Here is a 17,873-nt window from a genome sequence, read left to right on the forward strand (position 1 = left end):
CCCTAGGGTTTCGGAAGTTTCGGCAGCAGTGCCCCGGCGAAGGCCTTCGCCTTTTCACAGGCTTCGTCGGCGGTCATCTTCGTACCACTGGTCCCGACCGTCAGCTCGACGTTCTCCCCGTCGCGATCGCTGACGGACCGGTGCTGCCAGGTCAGCGAGCAGGTGGAGCGCGCGATGCCGTCGTCCTTCTTGGCCAGGTACACCTTGGCGCCGCCGAGATCCAGGGTGGCGGCCTCCGTGTAGTACGAGTCCTTCGATTGCGCGGGCGGGTACGCGCGCACGAAGCTCAGGCGGACGCTGCCCGCCGCGTCGTACCGGCATTGGTGCAGGTGTTCGCGGATCGTTTCGACGACCGGGCCGATCAGCCGGTCCGTGGTCGCGGGGCCGAGCAGCGCGCACGGGTCCAGCGGAGCCAGTGTGCCCGCCGGGAGTTCGCGTTCGTGGCCTCCGGCGCGGATCCGTTTGACCGCGTCGGCGAGCGCCGCCTTGACCACCGAACACGCCTGGTCCTTTGTGGACACCGAGTTCACGTCGACGCTGAGCTTGGTGTTCGGCAGGCCGCTGACCGGGACGGCGACCGCGCACGCGTCGTCGGACCCCTTGATGCGCAGCGGAAGCCCTTCCAGCTCGCCGCCGGCTTCGCCTTCGACCAGGTCGCCGCCGACGCTCAGCTCCAGCCACTTACCCGACGGCGAGGAGTACGTGCACGAGTCGAACTGGATGTCGATCTCCGTACTCAGCTTGCCGAACCCGGGCACGTCCCGGCCCGCGAGCACCTTGCACAGGTCGACCCGGCGCAGGTTGTCCGGGCCGAGCGGATCCTGATTGACCGGGGTGGCGACCGGTTCGTCCGGTTGCGGTGACGAACTCGGCGCGATGGCGGCCGGAGGCGGATCGTCCCCGGACAGCGAGATCGCCGCGACGGTGCCACCGGCCAGCAGCACCACGGCGGCCGCGGCCAGTCCCGCGTACAGGCCGCGGCGGGATCGCTTCGGCGGCGGCGGGTTCAGCAGCCGCCGGACCTCGGCCTGCTGTGTCTCGATGAGCTGCGACACCACCGGCGGCCACGGGCTGGTCGTCGGCGGGATCGGGCCGAGCCGCTCCAGCACCCAGGCGGGTGACGGCCGGTCCGCCGGGTTCTTCGCCAGGCACGGCTCGACGATCTGCCGCAGCTCCGGCGCCAACTGCCGCAGGTCGGGCTGGAGGTGCACGACGTTGTACAAGGTGTGCGGAGTGGACGTCCCGGTGAAGGGGCCGCGTCCGGTCGCGGCCATCACCAGCAGCGCGCCGAACGAGAACAGGTCGCTCGCCGGGGTCAGCGGCTTCCCCTCGGCCTGTTCCGGGGACATGAACCCGGGCGAACCGATGACGGCGCCGGTGTGCGTGAGCTCGGAGTCGCCTTCGACGGCGCGCGCGATCCCGAAGTCGATCACCCTGGGGCCGTCACCGGTGAGAATGACGTTGCTGGGCTTCAGATCGCGGTGGATCAGCCCGGCACGGTGGATGTCGCCCAGCGCCAGCGCAAGCCCGGCGGCGAGATGGCGGACCGCCATCGGCGGCAGCGGGCCGGCGGCGGAGACCGCCTCCGACAGTGCGGGTCCGGGCACGAACACCGACGCCAGCCACGGTGTCGGCGCGTTCGGGTCGGCGTCCATGACCGGTGCGGTATACGCGCCGGACACCAGACGGGACGTTTCGACCTCCCGGCGGAACCGCTCGCGGAAGCCGGGGTCCTGCGCGAAACCCGGGTGAACCTGCTTGATCGCGACCAGGCGCCCGTCGGCGGAGATCCCGAGCAGCACCCGGCCCATCCCGCCCTCGCCGAGCGCGGCGAACACCCGGTAGCGCCCCACGCCGGTGGGTTCGCCGGTGTTCAACGGCTTCACGAAGGCCCCCCTTGTCCCGAGGGGCGATGGTACAAAACCACCCGCAAGTGTCACGCGGCGCGTCGGTCCGCCCGGCCGAAGTCCTTGAGCCGGAGGCTGTTGGACACGACGAGCACCGAGGACAGCGACATCGCTGCCCCGGCGATCAGCGGGTTCAGCAGGCCGAGCGCGGCCAGCGGGATCGCGGCGACGTTGTACCCGAACGCCCAGGCCAGGTTCCCCCGGATGATCCGCAGGGTGCGGTCGGCGAGCCGGATGGCGTCGGGGACCACGCGCAGATCTTCGCGGACCAGCACCATGTCGGCCGAGCGCACCGCGATGTCGCTGCCCTGCGCCATCGCCATGCCTAGATCCGCGGTGGCCAGCGCCGGGCCGTCGTTGATCCCGTCGCCGACCATCGCGACCCGCGCTCCCCCGGCCCGCAGTTCGTCGATGACCGCGGCCTTCTCCGCGGGCAGCACTCCGGCACGCACGTCGGAGACGCCGATCTCGTCCGCGACCACGCGGGCGGCGGCTTCGTTGTCGCCGGTCAGCAGCACGGTCCGAAGGCCGAGCGCGTGCAGGGCGTCGACAGCGGCTCGTGCCGACGGCTTCACGACGTCCCGGACCGCGAGCTGCCCGGCGATCCGGCCGTCGACCGCGACGAGGACCGCCGTGGTGCCGTCCTCCGCCGTGAAGTCGTCGGGGACGGCGATCCCGCGGTCGGCGAACAAGCGCGCGTTGCCGACGAGGACCTCGTGCCCCTCGACCTCGCCCTTCGCGCCGAGCCCTGGCAGTGCGCCGAATCCTTCGACCGGGGGCAGATCCGGCAGTTCCGCCCGCGCCGCGGTCACCACGGCCGCCGCGATCGCGTGCTCCGAACCGGCCTCCACGGCCCCGGCGAACCGCAGCACCTCGCCGAGGGTGAACCCGTCGGCGGGGCGGCCCGAGGTGACGGTCATCTTCCCGGTGGTGACGGTGCCGGTCTTGTCCAGTACGACGGTGTCCACCGTGCGGCTCGCCTCGAGCGCGTCCGGCCCCTTGATGAGGATGCCGAGCTGAGCGCCGCGGCCGACCCCGGCCATCAACGCGGTCGGCGTCGCCAGCCCGAGCGCGCACGGGCAGGCGATGATGAGGACGGCGACGGCCGCCGCGAACCCTTCGCGGGCGGGTGCCCCGCCGAGCAGCCAGGCCGCGAGCGTCACCACCGCCACGCCGAGCACGGCGGGGACGAACACCGCGCAGATCCGGTCGACCAGCCGTTGCACCGCGGCCTTGCGGGCCTGCGCGCGTTCGGCCAGCGCGGTCATCTGGGCCAGCTGCGTATGCGTGCCGACCGCGGTCGCGCGGACGACGAGCCTGCCGTCCCGGTTCACCGAAGCACCGACGACCCGGTCCCCGGTGGCGACTTCCGCGGGCACCGGCTCACCGGTCACCGCACTCACATCCACAGTGGACAGTCCGCTGCGGACGACGCCGTCGGCGGCGATCGACTCCCCCGGCTTGACCACGAACAGGTCCCCGACGGCCAGTTCGCCGACCGGGACCATGCGCTCGACACCGTCCCGCAGCACCCGGACGTCCTTGGCGGCCAAGGCGTCCAGCGCGGCCAGGAGTCCGGCGGCACTGCGCCTGGACCGGCTCTCGAAATACCGGCCCGCCAGCAGGAAGGTGGTCACACCGGCGGCGACGTCGAGGTAGATCGCGTCGGCGCCGGCCGCTGTCGGGCCGAAGCCGATCCAGTACCCGGGTTCCGTGCCGCCCGCGAAGGCGGACCACGCCGACCACGCGAACGACGAGAGCACGCCCAGCGACACCAAGGTGTCCATACTGGACGACCGATGACGGAGATTCCGCAGCGTGGCACGGTGGAACGGCAGCGCGGACCAGAACACCACGGGAACGGCCAGGGCGAGGCACAGCAGTTCCCAGCCGGGGAACCGCAGCCGCGGCACCAACGCGAGGGTGATCGAGAGGTTCCCCAGCGGGATCGCCAGCAGCGCGGCGACGACCAGCCGTCGCCGGAGATCCCGGACCCGGGTGAAGCCGATGTCGGGATCCTCTTCGCCGCGAAGCTCCGCCGTGTAGCCGGATTTGCGGACCCGCTCGATGAGCACGTCGTCAGCCAGCGCCGCGGGCACCTGCACGGTGGCGCGCTCGGTCGCGTAGTTCACCGACGCGCGCACCCCGTCCAGCTTGTTCAGCGTGCGTTCCACCCGCGCCGAACAAGCGGCGCAGGTCATCCCCGACACGGTCAGTTCCACCGTGCGGACGGCGGCCTCCGGCGCGGAAATCGTCATTTCGTGGCACTCCCAGGATTCACCAGTGGTTCCTCGGTGGCGGAACAGGTGTCCGGGTCGTGTCGCGAGGCAGATTACCGCCGCCGGGAACCGGCGCCGCCGTCGGCCCGACTACTGCGGTGGTGGTGGAAACAGGCGTCTCAAGTCAGGCTTCGGTACAGCTGGTCGTGAGTGGCGTTTCGGGTTCTAATGAGAGGAAGGGCAAACGTGGCGTGATCGAATCCTGTCACGCGGGCCGTCTTCGCCGGCTTCGTGATGAGATCACCGCCCTGGACAACAGGGTTCCGGACTGACTCGCCGGCCGACTCCGGCGTGAAGTGCCCACCCGGGACGCTTCACGCCGATTGCGTGCCCGATTGATGTCCTGATGTCCGCTTCTTGCCGGGGTCGTGAGTGGCAAAGACGGTTAGAACGATCATTGCCGCTCACGACCCCCGCACAAAGCACCCAAATCGGGCACAAGGGGGTGTCTTCGTGTCCCTTGTGGACAGCGGGGTCGCGATCAGCTCGGCAGGCCGGGCCTCCAGCACGCAGCACGCCGCATTTGCCTTACCCCTCAAATAGAACACGAATCGCCACTCACGACCGGCTGTACCACTAGGCCTGGCGCGGGGTCAGCGCGAGTTCGAAGGTGTTGCCGTCCCCCTGGACGAGCGTGCTCACGTAGGAGGTGAACGCGCCACAGCCGGTCAGCGGCGCCAGCGAATAGGTGCCGCTGAGCGCGCCGCCCTTCGCCATGGTGAAACCGTCGCCGGTGCGCAGTTCCGCCGTCGACGGGGCCGACGTCCGGCAGCCCGGCCCGGTGCTGACCGGCATGCCGACGAGCGTCACCAGCGGGAGGACGGTGGTGAACCGGGATCTCGCGACGAAACCGGTCCCGGCGAGATCGCCGCCCTGCGGTCCGTCGGCGACGAACTCCAGATCGGCCGAACCCGGCAGGAAGCCGAACAGCCGGAAATCGGCGTGCGCCTTGTCGAACACCGGGCCGCCACTGAACACCGTCGCCGCGGTCGGGCTCAGCTCGAAGGCGCCGGTCAGCGGCGCGTCGGCACCGAGTGCCTTGATACCGGTCTTCCCGGCGATCGTGAACCGGTGCCCCGCGGGCTTCTCGCCGAGATCGAAGGAGAGCAGGATCGGGTCCTGGCCGGGGTCGAGCGTGCAGTCCGAGGTGAAGGAGCCCAGCCCGGTAAAGGAGCCATCGGCCTTCTTCGGAGTGAGTCGAGTGGTGAAGTCGCCGACGGTCAGCGTCGTCTTGCCCGGTTTCGCCAGCGTGATGGTGGGCACGGAGCCGGTCGCCACCGGGCTGAACGTGCCGGACGGCGGGACGTCGGTCTTGGCGACGTTCAGCGGGATGCGCACGGGAAGCGGGTTCGCGTCGCCGTTGACCAGTGTCACACCGGCCGCCGCGGTGCCTTCGATGGTGGTGGCGCCGACGAGGTTGAGGCCGCGCGCCGCCTTGTCCGGCACCGTCACGGTGATGGTCAGGCCGGAGGTGGTGAGCGTACCGCCGGGCGCCGTCGGCACCTCGAAGTCGGCCTTGATGTTCACGTCGAGCTTCTGCAGCCCGATCAGTGGGAACGGGCAGGTGAACGACAGTTTCTTGTCGACGGGCGTACCGGCCGCCGCGCCGCGGACGGCGACGAACAGCAGGCAGCCCGCCGTGAGCAGGACGGTGAGGCCCGCCGCGAGCAGCATCCGGACGTTGATGCGAAGGGGCATGGTCGCCTTCCTGGACGGCACGGAAACGGCACCGGTCCCCGTCACGGAACGCGACGGGGACCGGCTGCCTGACTTACTTCTTGGTGAGGTTCAGATCGAGCGTGTTGCCGTCGCTCTTGGCGAACGCGCTGATCCAGTCGTTCAGCTGACCGCAGTTCTGCAGGGCCGACAGCGAGTAGGTGCCCGTGAGCTTCCCGCCCTTGAGCAGGTCGAAGTCCGGACCGGTGGTCATCTCGCTGGTGGACGGGCTGACCGTGCCGCACTTGGGGTCACTGCTGATGGGGATCCCGAAGACCTGCACGCTCGGCAGGAACACGTTGAACTTGATGTGCGCCTTGAACCCGGTGCCGACGAGCTCACCGGTCTGCTTGCCGACCTGCTCGACCTTGATCTCCGAACGGCCGTCGACGAACCCGAACAGCTTGAACTGGGTGGACGACGGGTCGAGCTTCAGGTCACCGGTGAACGTCTTCGACGCGAGATCCACGTCCGCGTCGAAGCCACCGTTGATCGCCGCCGTGCTGCCGAGCGACTTCAGCGCGGTCTGTCCCTTGATGCCGAACGCGTACTTGATCCCGCCGCCACCGGGCGTGGTGGTGGTAGTGGGCGGGGTCGTCGGCGTGGTCGGGGTGGTCGGCGTCGTGGGAGTGGTGGGCGTGGTCGGGGTGGTGGGCGTGGTCGTGCCGCCACCGCCGTCACCGATCTTGATCGTGGCCAGCGTGTTGTTCTGGCCAGGATCCTGCTTGCACGGCGCGTCGATCGTGCCGTCCGGCGTGATGCCGGTGACCGAACCGTCGGCCTTGCGCGGGGTGACCTTCAGCTGCAGGTCACCCACGGTGATCTTCGCTTCGCCGGGCTGGTTGAAGGTCAGCGAAGGCGTCTTGCCCGCCGCGTTGACCGTCATCTCGCCCGAGGTGGGGATGTTCTGCTTGGCGATGTCGTTCGGGACGTTGACCGGGAGGTTGAGCCCCGGTGCCGCCACGGTCGCCGCCGCGACGGCCTGTCCTTCCAGCGTGGTCGCACCGATCAGGTTGAGCCCGCTGACCGTGTCCGCGTTGATCGTGGAGACGGCCTTGATGTCGAACGTGCCGGTCGGCTGACCGGTCTTGACCGACAGCGGAAGATCGGTGTTGATCACCACCTTCAGCGACTGCGACCCCACGAGCGGCAGGTCGCAGTGGTAGTTGAGCGGGAGCGAGATCGGATCGGCGACACTGGACTGTGCCCCGACCACGAGTACCGCGGCGGCAAGCCCCACGGCACCGGCAGCGGCGGCGGCGACCGCCTTCTTGGTTCCTCTACGGTGACTCACGATCGTCCTTCCGTGGTATCAACGATGATACGAAACGGCGTACAATTCCCCAGAGCAATGAATATCGGCCCGAGAGAATTCTCCGGGTAGCGACGATGTCTGACGGATCGCAACCGAACAGTAAACTAACGACGCGTCCACACCGCTATCAAGTGCTTCACCGGAAAAGTTGACCGGCCACGGGTAAATTGTCACGCGGGCACGGTACAACCGGCTGGTTCCTAGTAGCGGCACATGGGTTTCCCCAGTTCAGAGCCAGGTAAGACCGCTCGCGGAACCGCTGACGAGAGTGACAATCTCACCACTGAAAACTATCTCGCGCATGCCAATCACCTTTTTCGGTGTCGCGGCCGCCTTGCCTGCCTGAATCTTTCGTGAGTAACCTCGCGGTTCAGCAAGCCGGTCACCGCCGACCAGTGCGGAATCCCGCTCGTCGCGCCGGGGCAGGCCCTCTTTCGCCGAATTCGACGGGGAAACCATGAAAAGAATGCGCCGCATGGCAGCGCGAATCGCGTTCGCCGCCGTCTCCACGACCGCCGCGGCGGTCCTGTTGAGCGCCTGCGGGTCCGACGATCCCGCCGACGCCGGCAGACACGCCGACCCGGCCGCGCTCGCCTGGGTGGACAAGGTGTGCTCGGGTGTCGCGACGGGCTCGGCGAAGCTGTCCAAGCCACCCGCGTTCGACCCCGCCGACCCGCAGGGGACCAAGACCGCCATGGTGGGTTTCCTGAATTCGCTGTCCGCCGCGCTCGACGACATGGCGGGCGGGATCCGGAACGCCGGTGTGCCACCGGTCCCGGATGGACAGTCCGCTGTGGACAAGGCCACCACCACGCTCGGTGAGACCAAATCGAAGGTGTCCGCCACCCTGACGCGGATGCAGGACGCGAAGGTCACCGACCAGGCGAGCCTGCAGAAGGTGGTCGCCGACGCCGACAGCACGATGAGCGGATTGAGCGAGCCGGAAGGCCCGATCAAGCACCTTCGTGCCAACCCCGAACTGGAGCTCGCGTTCGCCGAGTCCACGACCTGCCGCCAGGTCTACGGCGGCAACGCCTGAGCGGACACCCTCGAAGCCCGGGGCAGGTGTCGCGAAAGCCACTTTCGGGACACCTGATGTCCTGAAAGTGGCTTTCGCGACGCTCTGCCCCTCACCCAGCCCACCGCCTCTGGAGGCCCGGCCGTGCCGACCCCGTTCCCCCGCCCGTCCCGCCGGACGCTCGCCGTCGCCCTGGCGATCGTCCTGTCTGCCGGTCTCCTGACCGTGCTGAGCGGGAGCCCGGCGAGCTCCGCCGCCCCGTCGGCGTCCGACGACTCGTTCTACACCCCGCCGTCCCCGCTCCCGGCGGGCAAACCGGGTGACATCATCCGCTCGCGTGTCTCGAAAGCCGGTCCGCGTAAGGATTCCGTCAACGCGTGGCAGGTGATGTACCTGTCGACCGACGCCCTCGGGCGGCCGGACGCGGTGACCGGGACCGTGCTGGTACCGAAGAACGTGGACCCGGCGAAGGCGCCGATCGTCTCGTTCGGCGCCGGTACGCACGGCCCCGCCTTCCACTGCACGCCGTCGAAGATGATCGACATCGGCGCGTTCTACGAGCAATCCGGCCTCGACGACGCGCTCGACGCCGGATTCGCCGTCGCGCTCACCGACTACGAAGGCTATCGCCAGGATCCGAAGACGACGTACGTGGTCGGGCGTTCGGAAGGACCGGCGATGATCGACGCGGTCCGCGCCGCGCAGCGCCTGCCGGAGGCGAACCTGTCCACCGACGCCAAGGTGCTCTTCCGCGGGTACTCGCAGGGCGGCGGGGCGGCGGCCTGGGCCGGCGAACTGCAACCGGCCTACGCGCCGGAGCTGAACCTCGTCGGTGTCGCCGCCGGCGGCGTGCCCGCCGACCTCGTCCAGGTCACGCTGCAACTCGACGGAAAATTCGGTTTCGGCGTCTTCGCCTACGCACTGATCGGCCTCGACCACGCCTATCCCGAGCTGAAGCTGGATTCGTTCCTCAGCGACAACGGCCGCGTGAAGCTGGCGGAGATGCAGAAGAGCGCGTGCACCTTCGAGCTGCTCACCACCTACGCGAATCAGAAGATCGCCGACTACACGACCAGCGCCGGTTACGTGCGGCCGGAATGGGTGAAGCGGCTCAACGAGAACAAGCTCGGCGGCACTCCGCCGAAGGTCCCGGTATTCCTCTACCACGCCACCCAGGACCAGCTCGTGCAGTTCGCGCAGGCCGAGGCGCTGCGCAAGGCCTACTGCGCCGCGGGTGTCAAGACGACCTGGAAGACCTTCGACACCGACCACATCACGGCGGTCTACACCGGCAACGCCGACGTGCTCGCCTTCCTCAAGGACCGGGTCACGGGCACCCCGGCGACGTCGAACTGCTGAGCCGGGCGGTGCTCAGAACCGCCCCGGCATCCTTTGTGGACGATGGTGCGCGGACCGGCGAGCGGCGTGAGCTGCTCCGGTTCGCCACCGTCGGCCTCGCGGCGTTCGGGCTCACGCTCGGGGCCAACTACGGGCTGAAACTCACCGTCCTGCAAGAGAAACCGGTCACGGCGCTCGCGATCGCGACCGTCGTGACCACCGCCTTCTCATATCTGCTGTCCCGGCGCTGGGCGTTCCACACCCGCGGCGGCAGACGCGGCTTCCCGGAAGCGGCGCTGTTCTTCACCGTGAACGCGATCGCCGTGACGATCAACCTGTGCCCACCGCTGATCTCGCGCTACGTCCTGCGGCTCGAGGTGCCCGAAGTCGGTTTCCTCGTCCAGGAGATCGCCGACTTCGTCAGCGGGATGGTGCTGGGCACCGCGGCGGGTTCGGCGTTCCGCTGGTGGGGCTACCGCCGCTGGGTGTTCCCGGTGGCGGGAGCGCGTCAGACGTCGGCGGGCCGCAACCGTTCCGCGCGCAGCGCCAGCTCGATCCGCAGCCGCTGATCCGGATCGTCCAGCCGTTCGCCGAACAGCTCCGTGAGCCGCCGCAGCCGTGCCCGCACCGTCTGCGGATGCACGGCGAGCCGTCGGGCGATCTCGGGCGCGCTCCCCCGCGTCTGCACCTGTGTGAGCAGGGTCGCCGCCAGTTCGTCGTGCTGGCGCGGCGCCAGCCTCGACAAGGGTTCGAGCGCCTCGCCGGCCAGCCGGTCGAGCAGGAACTCGTCGGCGAGCAACAGCAGCGTGGTGATGTGCTCTTCGCACCACAGCACCGGGCCGACCGTCGTGATCATGCCCCGCTGGGTGAGTTCGGACGCGCGCCGCGCGATCCGGAACGACTCGGCGGCCTGCGCGACCGGGACGGACACCCCGACCGTCGCCGACCAGCCGGACGGCAGGTCCCGCAGGCCGCCGAGGTCGGCCTCCGGACAAGCCACGAGCGCGCCGGGAACGTCGGAGACAAGGTCCACCGGGACCGCCGCGGGCAGCAGGCCCGGCGGGAACGAGGGCGCGCCGGGCGCCGCGGTGAAGACGACCGCGGTGATCCGTTCGGGGATCCGCCAGCCGATGGCGACGGCGAGCGCGCCGGCGTCGGCCTGGCTGTATCCGGAGCCACCGGTCAGCAGCCGGAAGAGCCTGGCCCGCTGCTCCGCGGGGCCCGTCGCCTCGGCTTGGGCGGCGTTGTACCCGTCCGTCAGCGCCATCGTCACTTCGACGACGTCACCGAACAGACATTCCGCCGCGCCGTAGAGGACGTCGCCGGGCAGCTGGAGCTGGCGGCCGATCGCGGCGATCGAACGCCACAGCACCCGGCTCGAGACCCGGAACGCCGCCTGCGCGGACTCCCTGCTGAGCCCTTGCTGGAACGCGATCCGGCCCTGGGCACGGAAATCGGCCAGCAGGTCGTTCTGCAGGAGTTCGGGGACGCCGACCCGGTCGATGGCGCGTTCGATACTGCGCCTGGTCAGCTCGACGGCCGCGGCACGGGCCTCGCCGTCGCTGAACACTTCGGCGCATTCGCCCACCTCGGACACCACGCCTTCGACACAGTGCCGGGCGATCGCCGGGATGCGCGGGCGGATGGCGTCACCGAGTTCCCTCGGCAGGCGTTCCCACAACACGCCAACGGACTGCCAGCTCACGTGTGCGATCCCCCGCTGTGAAGTAGGCCGACGATTTCGGGCACCCAATCCCTTTCGTCCGCGCGCCACCGGCGCACTCGAATGCACGGAGCGTAGGACCGCCGACACATCCGTGTCAAAAGACGTCACACCGAAACGCCCGCTCGTTGTCACGTGGCTGAGCGTCGCGACTTTCCGTTGCAAATTCAACGTCACATTCGGGGTACAGGCCGTCCGCCGATCCAGTACAAACGGCCCGCACCGTTCCCGTCGATCCGACGCGATTATGCAAACGGATTCATGTTTCCCTTCCTGGTTCGAAGAAAATCAAAGGGTGGTCTTGGTGGTCGAGTACCGCGGTTTCGGCATGCTGGCGGCGCTGCCGCGTTCGCTCGGCGAAGAACTGCGTCCGTATACCGGTCACGCCGCGGCCGCCATGGTCAAACAGGTGCAGCGCTCGGTCACCGCGTATTCGCAGCCGTTGCGCGGGGTCTTCGGCCGCGTCCTGGTCGTCTCCTGCGAACGGGCGGTGCGCCACTACGTCGAGTGCATCGGCGATCCGGACGTGCCCCACGACCGCTGGATCGACTTCTACCGTATGCGCGGGCGGATCGAATTCACCGAGGGCCGCAGCCTGGAACCGTTGCACGACAGCGTGACCATCGGCGCACGGGCGGCATGGCGGGCGATGCGGCCCATCGTGCGCGGGCTCGGCGTGGGCCTCGACGTCATCGCGCTCGCGGCCGAGTCCGTCTTCGTCTACGTCGACGAACTGTGCGCCACGACGATCGAGGGGTATCAGGAGGCGGAGGCCAGGGCGGCGGGCGCGATCCCGCTCCGGCGCCGTCGCCTGCTCGAACTGATCGCCCAGGCGCCGGAAGGTTCCGCGTGCAGCATCGCCAGCCTCGCCGACGGCGCAGGCTGGCGGGTTCCGCGAGCCGCGGCCATGGTGGCACTCCAGCGCGCTCCCGGCGCCCCCGCCTTCCCGGTCCACCTCCTGGACACCACCGTGCTGGCCGACCTCGACACGGCCGAGCCGTACCTACTCACCGCGGATCCGGACACCGATCTCGCCCCGCTGAAGGACGCACTGGACGGCTGGCGGGTGGCGGTCTCCCCCGTCGTGCCGCTCGCCGACGCCCCGGCCGCCCTCCGCACCGCCCGCCGCGCGCTACTGCTGAACAGTGAGGACGCGCCCGGCCCGGTCATCTGGTGCCGGGATCACCTCGCCACACTGTGGCTGCTGGCCGAGGACTTCCTCGGTGCCGAACTCGCCAAGCAGAGCCTCGACCCGTTCACCTCGCTGAGCGGGAAACAGCAGGAGCGGCTCAGCGAAACCCTGCTGGCGTGGCTGGAAACGCGCGGTGGCGCGCCGGAGATCGCGCAGCGGCTCGGCGTGCATCCGCAGACCGTGCGGAACCGCCTCCGTCAGCTGGAGGACCTGTTCGGCGACCGTCTCAAAGACGCCGACGACCGGCTGAACATGCAACTCGCGCTCCGCGCGCAGCGGCTCATGCGCGCCCACCGCCGCGACGAAGGGACGCCAGGGAGCTGACACGCCGGACCCTGCGTTCCGGCGGCCGCACGGTGGGGAGCACCCAGCGGAGGCCGCGGCGGGCACGCTTCGCCCTCGGCTGATCGACGTGGAAGTCCGCCCGGCAGGCCATCGCGTTCTCCGTCGTTACGGGTGTTTACCGACGCTTTCCTGAATACCGGGACGGTGGGAAAATGTCGATGCGCAATTGCCCCGCCCGCGCGGTTTTGGCATCCGGCTCGGGGTCGGCCCCGGCATTCTTGTCACCCGGGTCGCAATTGCCGGACGTGTCCGGCGACACGCTGACGGACCCGGCGTTCTACACGTTATTTTGACGCCTGACAACGGAAAGGCGGGACATGGCCCTCGAAGCGCGCACACTGACCCTGCACGGGCGGGAAATCCGGCTACGGGAATACGTTCCGTCCACAAAGGACGCTGCGGGTGAACCGCTCGTACTGCTGCACGGCATCTCGGGCAGCAGCGAGACCTGGGTCCCGCTGCTCGACCACTTCGAGCACACCGGGTTCGGGCGCCATGTCCTCGCCCCCGATCTTCCGGGCCACGGTGATTCGGCCGCACCTCGGGCCGATTACGGCCTCGGCGCGATGGCCAGTGTGGTCCGCGACGTCCTCGCGCTCACCCGGAACCGGCACGCGACCATCGTCGGGCATTCCCTCGGCGGCGGGATCGCGATGCAGTTCGCCTACCAGTTCCCCGAGATGTGCGCCCGGCTGGTGCTCGTGGGCAGCGCCGGGCTCGGCCCGCAGGTGACCCCTGTGCTGCGCGCGACGGCGCTGCCGGGGGCCAACGCGACGCTCACCGTCGCGGTCAATCCGGTCACCGTCGCGATCGCTCGCGGGATCGCCGCCGCCGGCCGCGCGCTCGGCGGGAAGCTCTCCGCCGAGACCCGAGAGCTGACCCGTCACCTTGCGTCACTGGCCGCCCCGGGCAGGCGTCGGGCGTTCCTGTTCATCGCGCGCAGCCTGATCGACCTCCGGGGCCAGCGCGCGAGCGCGATCGACAAGCTCTATCTCGCCCGGGAGGTGCCCACCCTCGTCGTCTGGGGAGCGCACGACCCGCTCATCCCGGTCGCCCACGGCCGCAAGACCGCCGAAGTGCTGCCGGACAGCCGATTGACGGTGTTCGAAAATGCGAAACACTTTCCACATGTGGCCGACCCGGCCCGGTTCGGTGACGAGCTCGAACGCTTCCTCACCGAGACCGCTCCGGCCCGGTTGAGCCTGGACGAGGTCGTCGAGGTGCTCATCCGCGCCAGCGAGGCGGCGGAAGCGCCCGAAAACGTCCCGGAAAAATTGTCATCCGGACGCCATCTCAGGCCTGCCTGAATGTCACCCACCATCGGATCGGACCACCCGTTCGGGTGTAGTCCATCCAGGTGGCCGCTCAAGCTCCCGCCAGCCGTTGACAGTCCTCTCGGCCGGATTTTATGTTGCGTGAGCCACAAAATCTGGATCGGCTTCACCGTTGAAGAGGCTGATTTTGTTGCCAGCAAGGATAAAAAACATGACCGACTTGGATACCGGATTCTCGCGGCACGATCTGCGGACCGCACGACCCGACCCCGGCGTGCGTCACCCCGCCACCCCGCTCCGCCAGCCACCGGGTCCGGTCCAGCGACCGCGCGCCTTCACGCCGGCACCGAGAACCCCAGTGGAGAACCGACCTGTGCGCAGCACCGGTGCGAATGGACTGTGGGCGTCACTGCCCAGAGACCTTGGCGAGCGGTTCCGGCCGCGGGCCGACCCCTTGGCACGAGCCATCCTGCAGGAGGTGCAACGAGCCGTCCCCGAGTACGCGCAGCCGTTGGAAGGCGCGTTCGGACAGATGATCACGCAGGGTATCCGGCAGGCGATCCTGCACTGCCTCGACACCGTCGGTCAGGGGACGGCGCCGCTCGACAAATGGTCGGCGGTGTTCCGCAACCTCGGGAAGGTCGAATTCAACGAGGGCCGCAGCCTCGACTGTCTCCAGACGGCCTACCGCGTCGGCGGCCGCGTCGCGTGGCGGCACGTTTCGGAATTCGGGCAGGCGATCGGAGCGGACGCCGATCTCCTGTGCACCGCGGCCGAAGCGATTTTCGCTTACGTGGACGAGATTTCCGCACTGTCCATCGAGGGCTACACGGCCGCGCAGGAGCGGGCCGCGGGCACCAGGGCCAGACGCAGGCGCAGGCTGCTCGAACTGATGCTCTCCGATCCCCCGTCCTCACCGCAGTCGATCGCGTCCCACGCCGCCAACGCGCAGTGGGCGCTGCCGACCGAGATCACGGTCGTCGCGCTGGAGCGACGGCTCGGCCCGCTTGACCCCGACAGCGCCGACCTGGACGCCGACGTCCTCGTCGACTTCGAAGGCCCCAAACCCTGCCTGGTCACCGGCGACCCGGACAAGCATCTGAAGGATCTCGCCGAACGGCTCCCCGGCTGGCGCGCGGTGATCGGCCCGGCCGTGCGGCTCACCGAAGCGCCGCGCTCCCTGCTGTGGGCGCGCCGCACGCTGCGGCTGGTCCAGCGAGGGGTCCTTCCGGACAATCCGGTCACGCGGTACAGCGATCATCTGTCCACCCTGTGGCTGCTCGCGGACGAGTTCCTGGTCCGTGAACTGTGCACGCGCAGCCTCGCCCCGTTCGACGACCTCACCCCCAAACAGCGGGCGCGGCTCGGCGAGACGTTGCTGATCTGGCTGCAATCCCGGGGCAGCGCTCCGGAGATCGCGAAGAAACTCAAGGTCCACCCGCAGACCGTCCGGTACCGCATGCACCAGCTCATCGATCTCTTCGGCGACCGGTTGAACAACGCCGACGACCGGCTCGACATGGAGATCGCCCTGCGCGCGGAGGCCTTGCTCGCCGAGGACTGACAGATCAGCGTTTCCCACTCACAACGAGGTGACGAGGTGACCCGACCGCAGGACGCCCGCAGCGGGGTCGAGGCGACGTACGGTCCGCTGCTCACGCCTGCCCGGCCGGGTGGGCCGAGCGGGCGCCCGGTCCAGCTCTGGGCGTTGCTGCCGAGAGAGCTGGCGACGGTGTTCAGACCGGTGCTGGCCGACGTGGCCGGGGAGGTGGTCCGCGAGATCCAGCGGACCATCCCCGACTACGCGCGGCCGCTGGACGGCGCGTTCGGGAAGGCGCTCAAGACCGGCGTCCAGATGGCGTTCCTGCAGTTCGTGGAACGGATCGGGAACCCGGAAGCGCCGTCGGAGGACCGCCGGAGCGTATTCCTGAGCCTGGGTGTCCAGGAGTTCCACCAGGGCCGCAACGTCGACGTCCTCCAGGCGGCGTACCGCGTCGGCGCCAGGGTGACCTGGCGCCGGGTGGCCGAAGCGGGCCGACGCGCGGGAGTTCCTTCGGCGACACTGTGCCTGCTCGCGGAAGCCATCTTCGCCTATATCGACGAACTGTCGGCGCTCTCGGTCGAGGGCCATGCGGAGGCACGGGAAAAGGCCGCCGGCGCACTGGAGCGCCGGCGGCACCGTTTGATGGAACTCCTGCTCGCCGAGCCACCGTCACCGCCGGACGTCGTCAAACACGCCGCCGACCTGGCCCGCTGGCAACTACCGGATCTGCTCGTCGCCGTCGCTCTCGACCGGCCGTCGGACGAAGCACCGGCGGCCGCGCCGACCGCGCTGGCCGACTTCGAGAGCGCCTCGCCCTGTCTTCTGCTCCCCGCCCCCGAACCGGACGAACGGGACCGGTTCGCCGAAGAACTGACCGGCTGGCGGGCCGCGATCGGCCCCGCCGTCCCACCCGTTTTCGCGGCACGTTCGCTGCGGGCCGCACGCGAGGCCCTGCGGCTCGTCGACTCCGGCGCGCTCGCCGACGAGCCCGTGACGTGGTGCGTCGACCATCTTTCCCGCCTGTGGCTGCTCAAGGAGCCGTTTCTGGCCGCCGAGCTGGTCCGGGAACGCCTCGGGCCGCTGGCCGGGTTGACCGGGAAGCAGCATTCGCGGCTGGCGGGAACGCTGCTGGCGTGGCTGGAGACCTGCGGGAACGTCCGCGAGGTGGCGGAACGGCTCGCCGTGCATCCGCAGACGGTGCGGTCCCGTGCCCAAGAGCTGGAGGCGCTGTTCGCGGACGGGCTGCGGGACCCTGAGCGACGGTTCGAGATGATCCTGGCCCTTCGGGCGGCCCCTTCTTGAGGCTTTGCGGCGGACCGCTCGGGTGTCCCCAATGTGGCATTGGGGACACCCGGCTCGGCCGAGGAAAGTACGTGAAGCCCTCTTCCTCGGCTGAGCCGAGGGAAGGGGCTTCAGGCGCAACAGGCCTTTGGGTTCTGGAGGGTGGTGTCGCGAAAGCCGCTTTCGGGACATGATCGCCGGGCGGTCGTGAGCCCGACGGCGGCCGGAGATTGCGAAAGAGAGTGGCTTTCGCAACCCTCCTCCAGGCACGGCACCCAGCAGGACCACGAAAGCCCGTGAGGGCCTCCTTCCCTAGGCTCAGGGTCAGGGGCTCGGCAAAGTCGCGTAAACGCTGCTCGGTGTCGCTCTTGGTGATTCGAACGGGGCCGACGGCAGGGGGCTTGAACGGACGGTGTCCACAAGGACGCCAGCTGACAGGTGGACGTCCGTTTGAGCGCATCTGTACGGTTTTCGAGCGGGGTCGTGAGTGACGAAGAGGGTTCCATTGAGGGGTAAGTCAAATGTGGCGTGACCGAGCCTCTGCGGTGAAGGGCCCCTTCGCTGGGTCAAGGCGGAGAGGCGGCCCTTCCCGGTGTGGTTCTGGACTGGCCGACAGGAGTCAGCTGCGCTCTGAGTGTCCACAGGGGACGCTTTCCGGTGACGAAATGTCTGTTTCAAGGCCATATGCCCGCTTTGGCAAGGGGGTCGTGAGTGACAAGTAGGGTTCTAACCCTCTTTGCCACTCACGACCCCCTCGCCAAATCGCACAAATCGCTCAACTCGGGCACTGACACCACGGAAAACGTCCCTTATGGACAGTCAGGAAGGTGTCTCTTCGGCAAGTCCGCTCCTGCCGCCAACTCCGGCACGCCACGTTTGACTTACCCCTCTATAACCCTCTTTGCCACTCACGACCCCATCACAAAACGCCCGAAGCAGACA

13 protein-coding genes are annotated in these 17,873 nt (G+C 69.1%); 7 read left to right on the forward strand and 6 right to left on the reverse strand.

What is annotated here, in order from left to right; all coding sequences use genetic code 11:
• Nucleotides 1-2 precede the first annotated feature (2 nt).
• The 5 genes from AC0685_RS06740 to AC0685_RS06760 form a co-directional block, all read right to left on the reverse strand.
• Nucleotides 3-1,886 carry a serine/threonine-protein kinase gene (locus AC0685_RS06740; RefSeq protein ID WP_478224681.1) on the reverse strand — a complete coding sequence of 628 codons (1,884 nt, stop codon included), beginning with the start codon at nt 1,884-1,886 and terminating at the stop codon, nt 3-5.
• A 50-nt stretch (nt 1,887-1,936) separates the two neighbouring features.
• Nucleotides 1,937-4,165: a heavy metal translocating P-type ATPase gene (locus AC0685_RS06745; protein WP_478224682.1), complete on the reverse strand. Its 2,229-nt coding sequence runs from the start codon at nt 4,163-4,165 to the stop codon at nt 1,937-1,939.
• Nucleotides 4,166-4,762: 597 nt separating this feature from the next.
• Nucleotides 4,763-5,884 (reverse strand): DUF6801 domain-containing protein, encoded by a 1,122-nt coding sequence (locus AC0685_RS06750; RefSeq protein ID WP_478224683.1) that lies wholly within the window; start codon nt 5,882-5,884, stop codon nt 4,763-4,765.
• A gap of 73 nt (nt 5,885-5,957) precedes the next feature.
• Nucleotides 5,958-7,196 carry a DUF6801 domain-containing protein gene (locus AC0685_RS06755; protein WP_478224684.1) on the reverse strand — a complete coding sequence of 413 codons (1,239 nt, stop codon included), beginning with the start codon at nt 7,194-7,196 and terminating at the stop codon, nt 5,958-5,960.
• A gap of 249 nt (nt 7,197-7,445) precedes the next feature.
• A complete protein-coding gene (locus AC0685_RS06760) occupies nt 7,446-7,694 on the reverse strand; it encodes a hypothetical protein (RefSeq protein WP_478224685.1) in 249 nt (82 codons plus the stop codon).
• Between AC0685_RS06760 and AC0685_RS06765 the strand changes: the two genes are divergently transcribed.
• The 3 genes from AC0685_RS06765 (at nt 7,693) to AC0685_RS06775 (ending at nt 10,142) form a co-directional block, all read left to right on the forward strand.
• Nucleotides 7,693-8,256, forward strand: a complete 564-nt coding sequence (locus tag AC0685_RS06765) for a hypothetical protein (protein WP_478224686.1) — start codon at nt 7,693-7,695, stop codon at nt 8,254-8,256. The two genes, AC0685_RS06760 and AC0685_RS06765, sit on opposite strands and share 2 nt — an antisense overlap.
• A gap of 123 nt (nt 8,257-8,379) precedes the next feature.
• Nucleotides 8,380-9,594, forward strand: coding sequence for a lipase family protein (locus tag AC0685_RS06770; protein ID WP_478224687.1), 1,215 nt, complete (start codon nt 8,380-8,382; stop codon nt 9,592-9,594).
• Between the two features lie 8 nt (nt 9,595-9,602).
• Nucleotides 9,603-10,142: a GtrA family protein gene (locus AC0685_RS06775; RefSeq protein WP_478224688.1), complete on the forward strand. Its 540-nt coding sequence runs from the start codon at nt 9,603-9,605 to the stop codon at nt 10,140-10,142.
• On the opposite strand, the gene AC0685_RS06780 is transcribed toward AC0685_RS06775, so the two are convergent.
• Complete coding sequence (locus AC0685_RS06780) at nt 10,082-11,278, reverse strand: PucR-like N-terminal domain-containing protein (RefSeq protein ID WP_478224689.1); 1,197 nt, start codon at nt 11,276-11,278, stop codon at nt 10,082-10,084. The two genes, AC0685_RS06775 and AC0685_RS06780, sit on opposite strands and share 61 nt — an antisense overlap.
• 313 nt (nt 11,279-11,591) lie before the next feature.
• Between AC0685_RS06780 and AC0685_RS06785 the strand changes: the two genes are divergently transcribed.
• The 4 genes from AC0685_RS06785 (at nt 11,592) to AC0685_RS06800 (ending at nt 16,952) form a co-directional block, all read left to right on the forward strand.
• Nucleotides 11,592-12,812, forward strand: coding sequence for a PucR-like N-terminal domain-containing protein (locus AC0685_RS06785; protein WP_478224690.1), 1,221 nt, complete (start codon nt 11,592-11,594; stop codon nt 12,810-12,812).
• Nucleotides 12,813-13,150: 338 nt separating this feature from the next.
• The gene (locus tag AC0685_RS06790; protein WP_478224691.1) at nt 13,151-14,140 is read left to right on the forward strand and encodes an alpha/beta fold hydrolase; all 990 of its coding nucleotides are present in this window, start codon (nt 13,151-13,153) and stop codon (nt 14,138-14,140) included.
• 340 nt (nt 14,141-14,480) lie between these two features.
• Nucleotides 14,481-15,671, forward strand: a complete 1,191-nt coding sequence (locus AC0685_RS06795; RefSeq protein ID WP_478224897.1) for a PucR-like N-terminal domain-containing protein — start codon at nt 14,481-14,483, stop codon at nt 15,669-15,671.
• 36 nt (nt 15,672-15,707) lie between these two features.
• On the forward strand, nt 15,708-16,952 hold the full coding sequence (locus AC0685_RS06800; RefSeq protein ID WP_340685549.1) for a PucR family transcriptional regulator: 1,245 nt from the start codon (nt 15,708-15,710) through the stop codon (nt 16,950-16,952).
• The last annotated feature ends 921 nt before the right edge of the window (nt 16,953-17,873 follow it).

Source organism: Amycolatopsis sp. NPDC043889 (genome assembly GCF_056435645.1).

What these genes read in the sequence shown, in the direction of transcription:
- AC0685_RS06760 (WP_478224685.1), bottom strand. Translation starts at nt 7,694, where the DNA reads ATGCGGCGCATTCTTTTCATGGTTTCCCCGTCGAATTCGGCGAAAGAG.
- AC0685_RS06790 (WP_478224691.1), top strand. Translation starts at nt 13,151, where the DNA reads ATGGCCCTCGAAGCGCGCACACTGACCCTGCACGGGCGGGAAATCCGG.
- AC0685_RS06745 (WP_478224682.1), bottom strand. Translation starts at nt 4,165, where the DNA reads ATGACGATTTCCGCGCCGGAGGCCGCCGTCCGCACGGTGGAACTGACC.
- AC0685_RS06765 (WP_478224686.1), top strand. Translation starts at nt 7,693, where the DNA reads ATGGCAGCGCGAATCGCGTTCGCCGCCGTCTCCACGACCGCCGCGGCG.
- AC0685_RS06750 (WP_478224683.1), bottom strand. Translation starts at nt 5,884, where the DNA reads ATGCCCCTTCGCATCAACGTCCGGATGCTGCTCGCGGCGGGCCTCACC.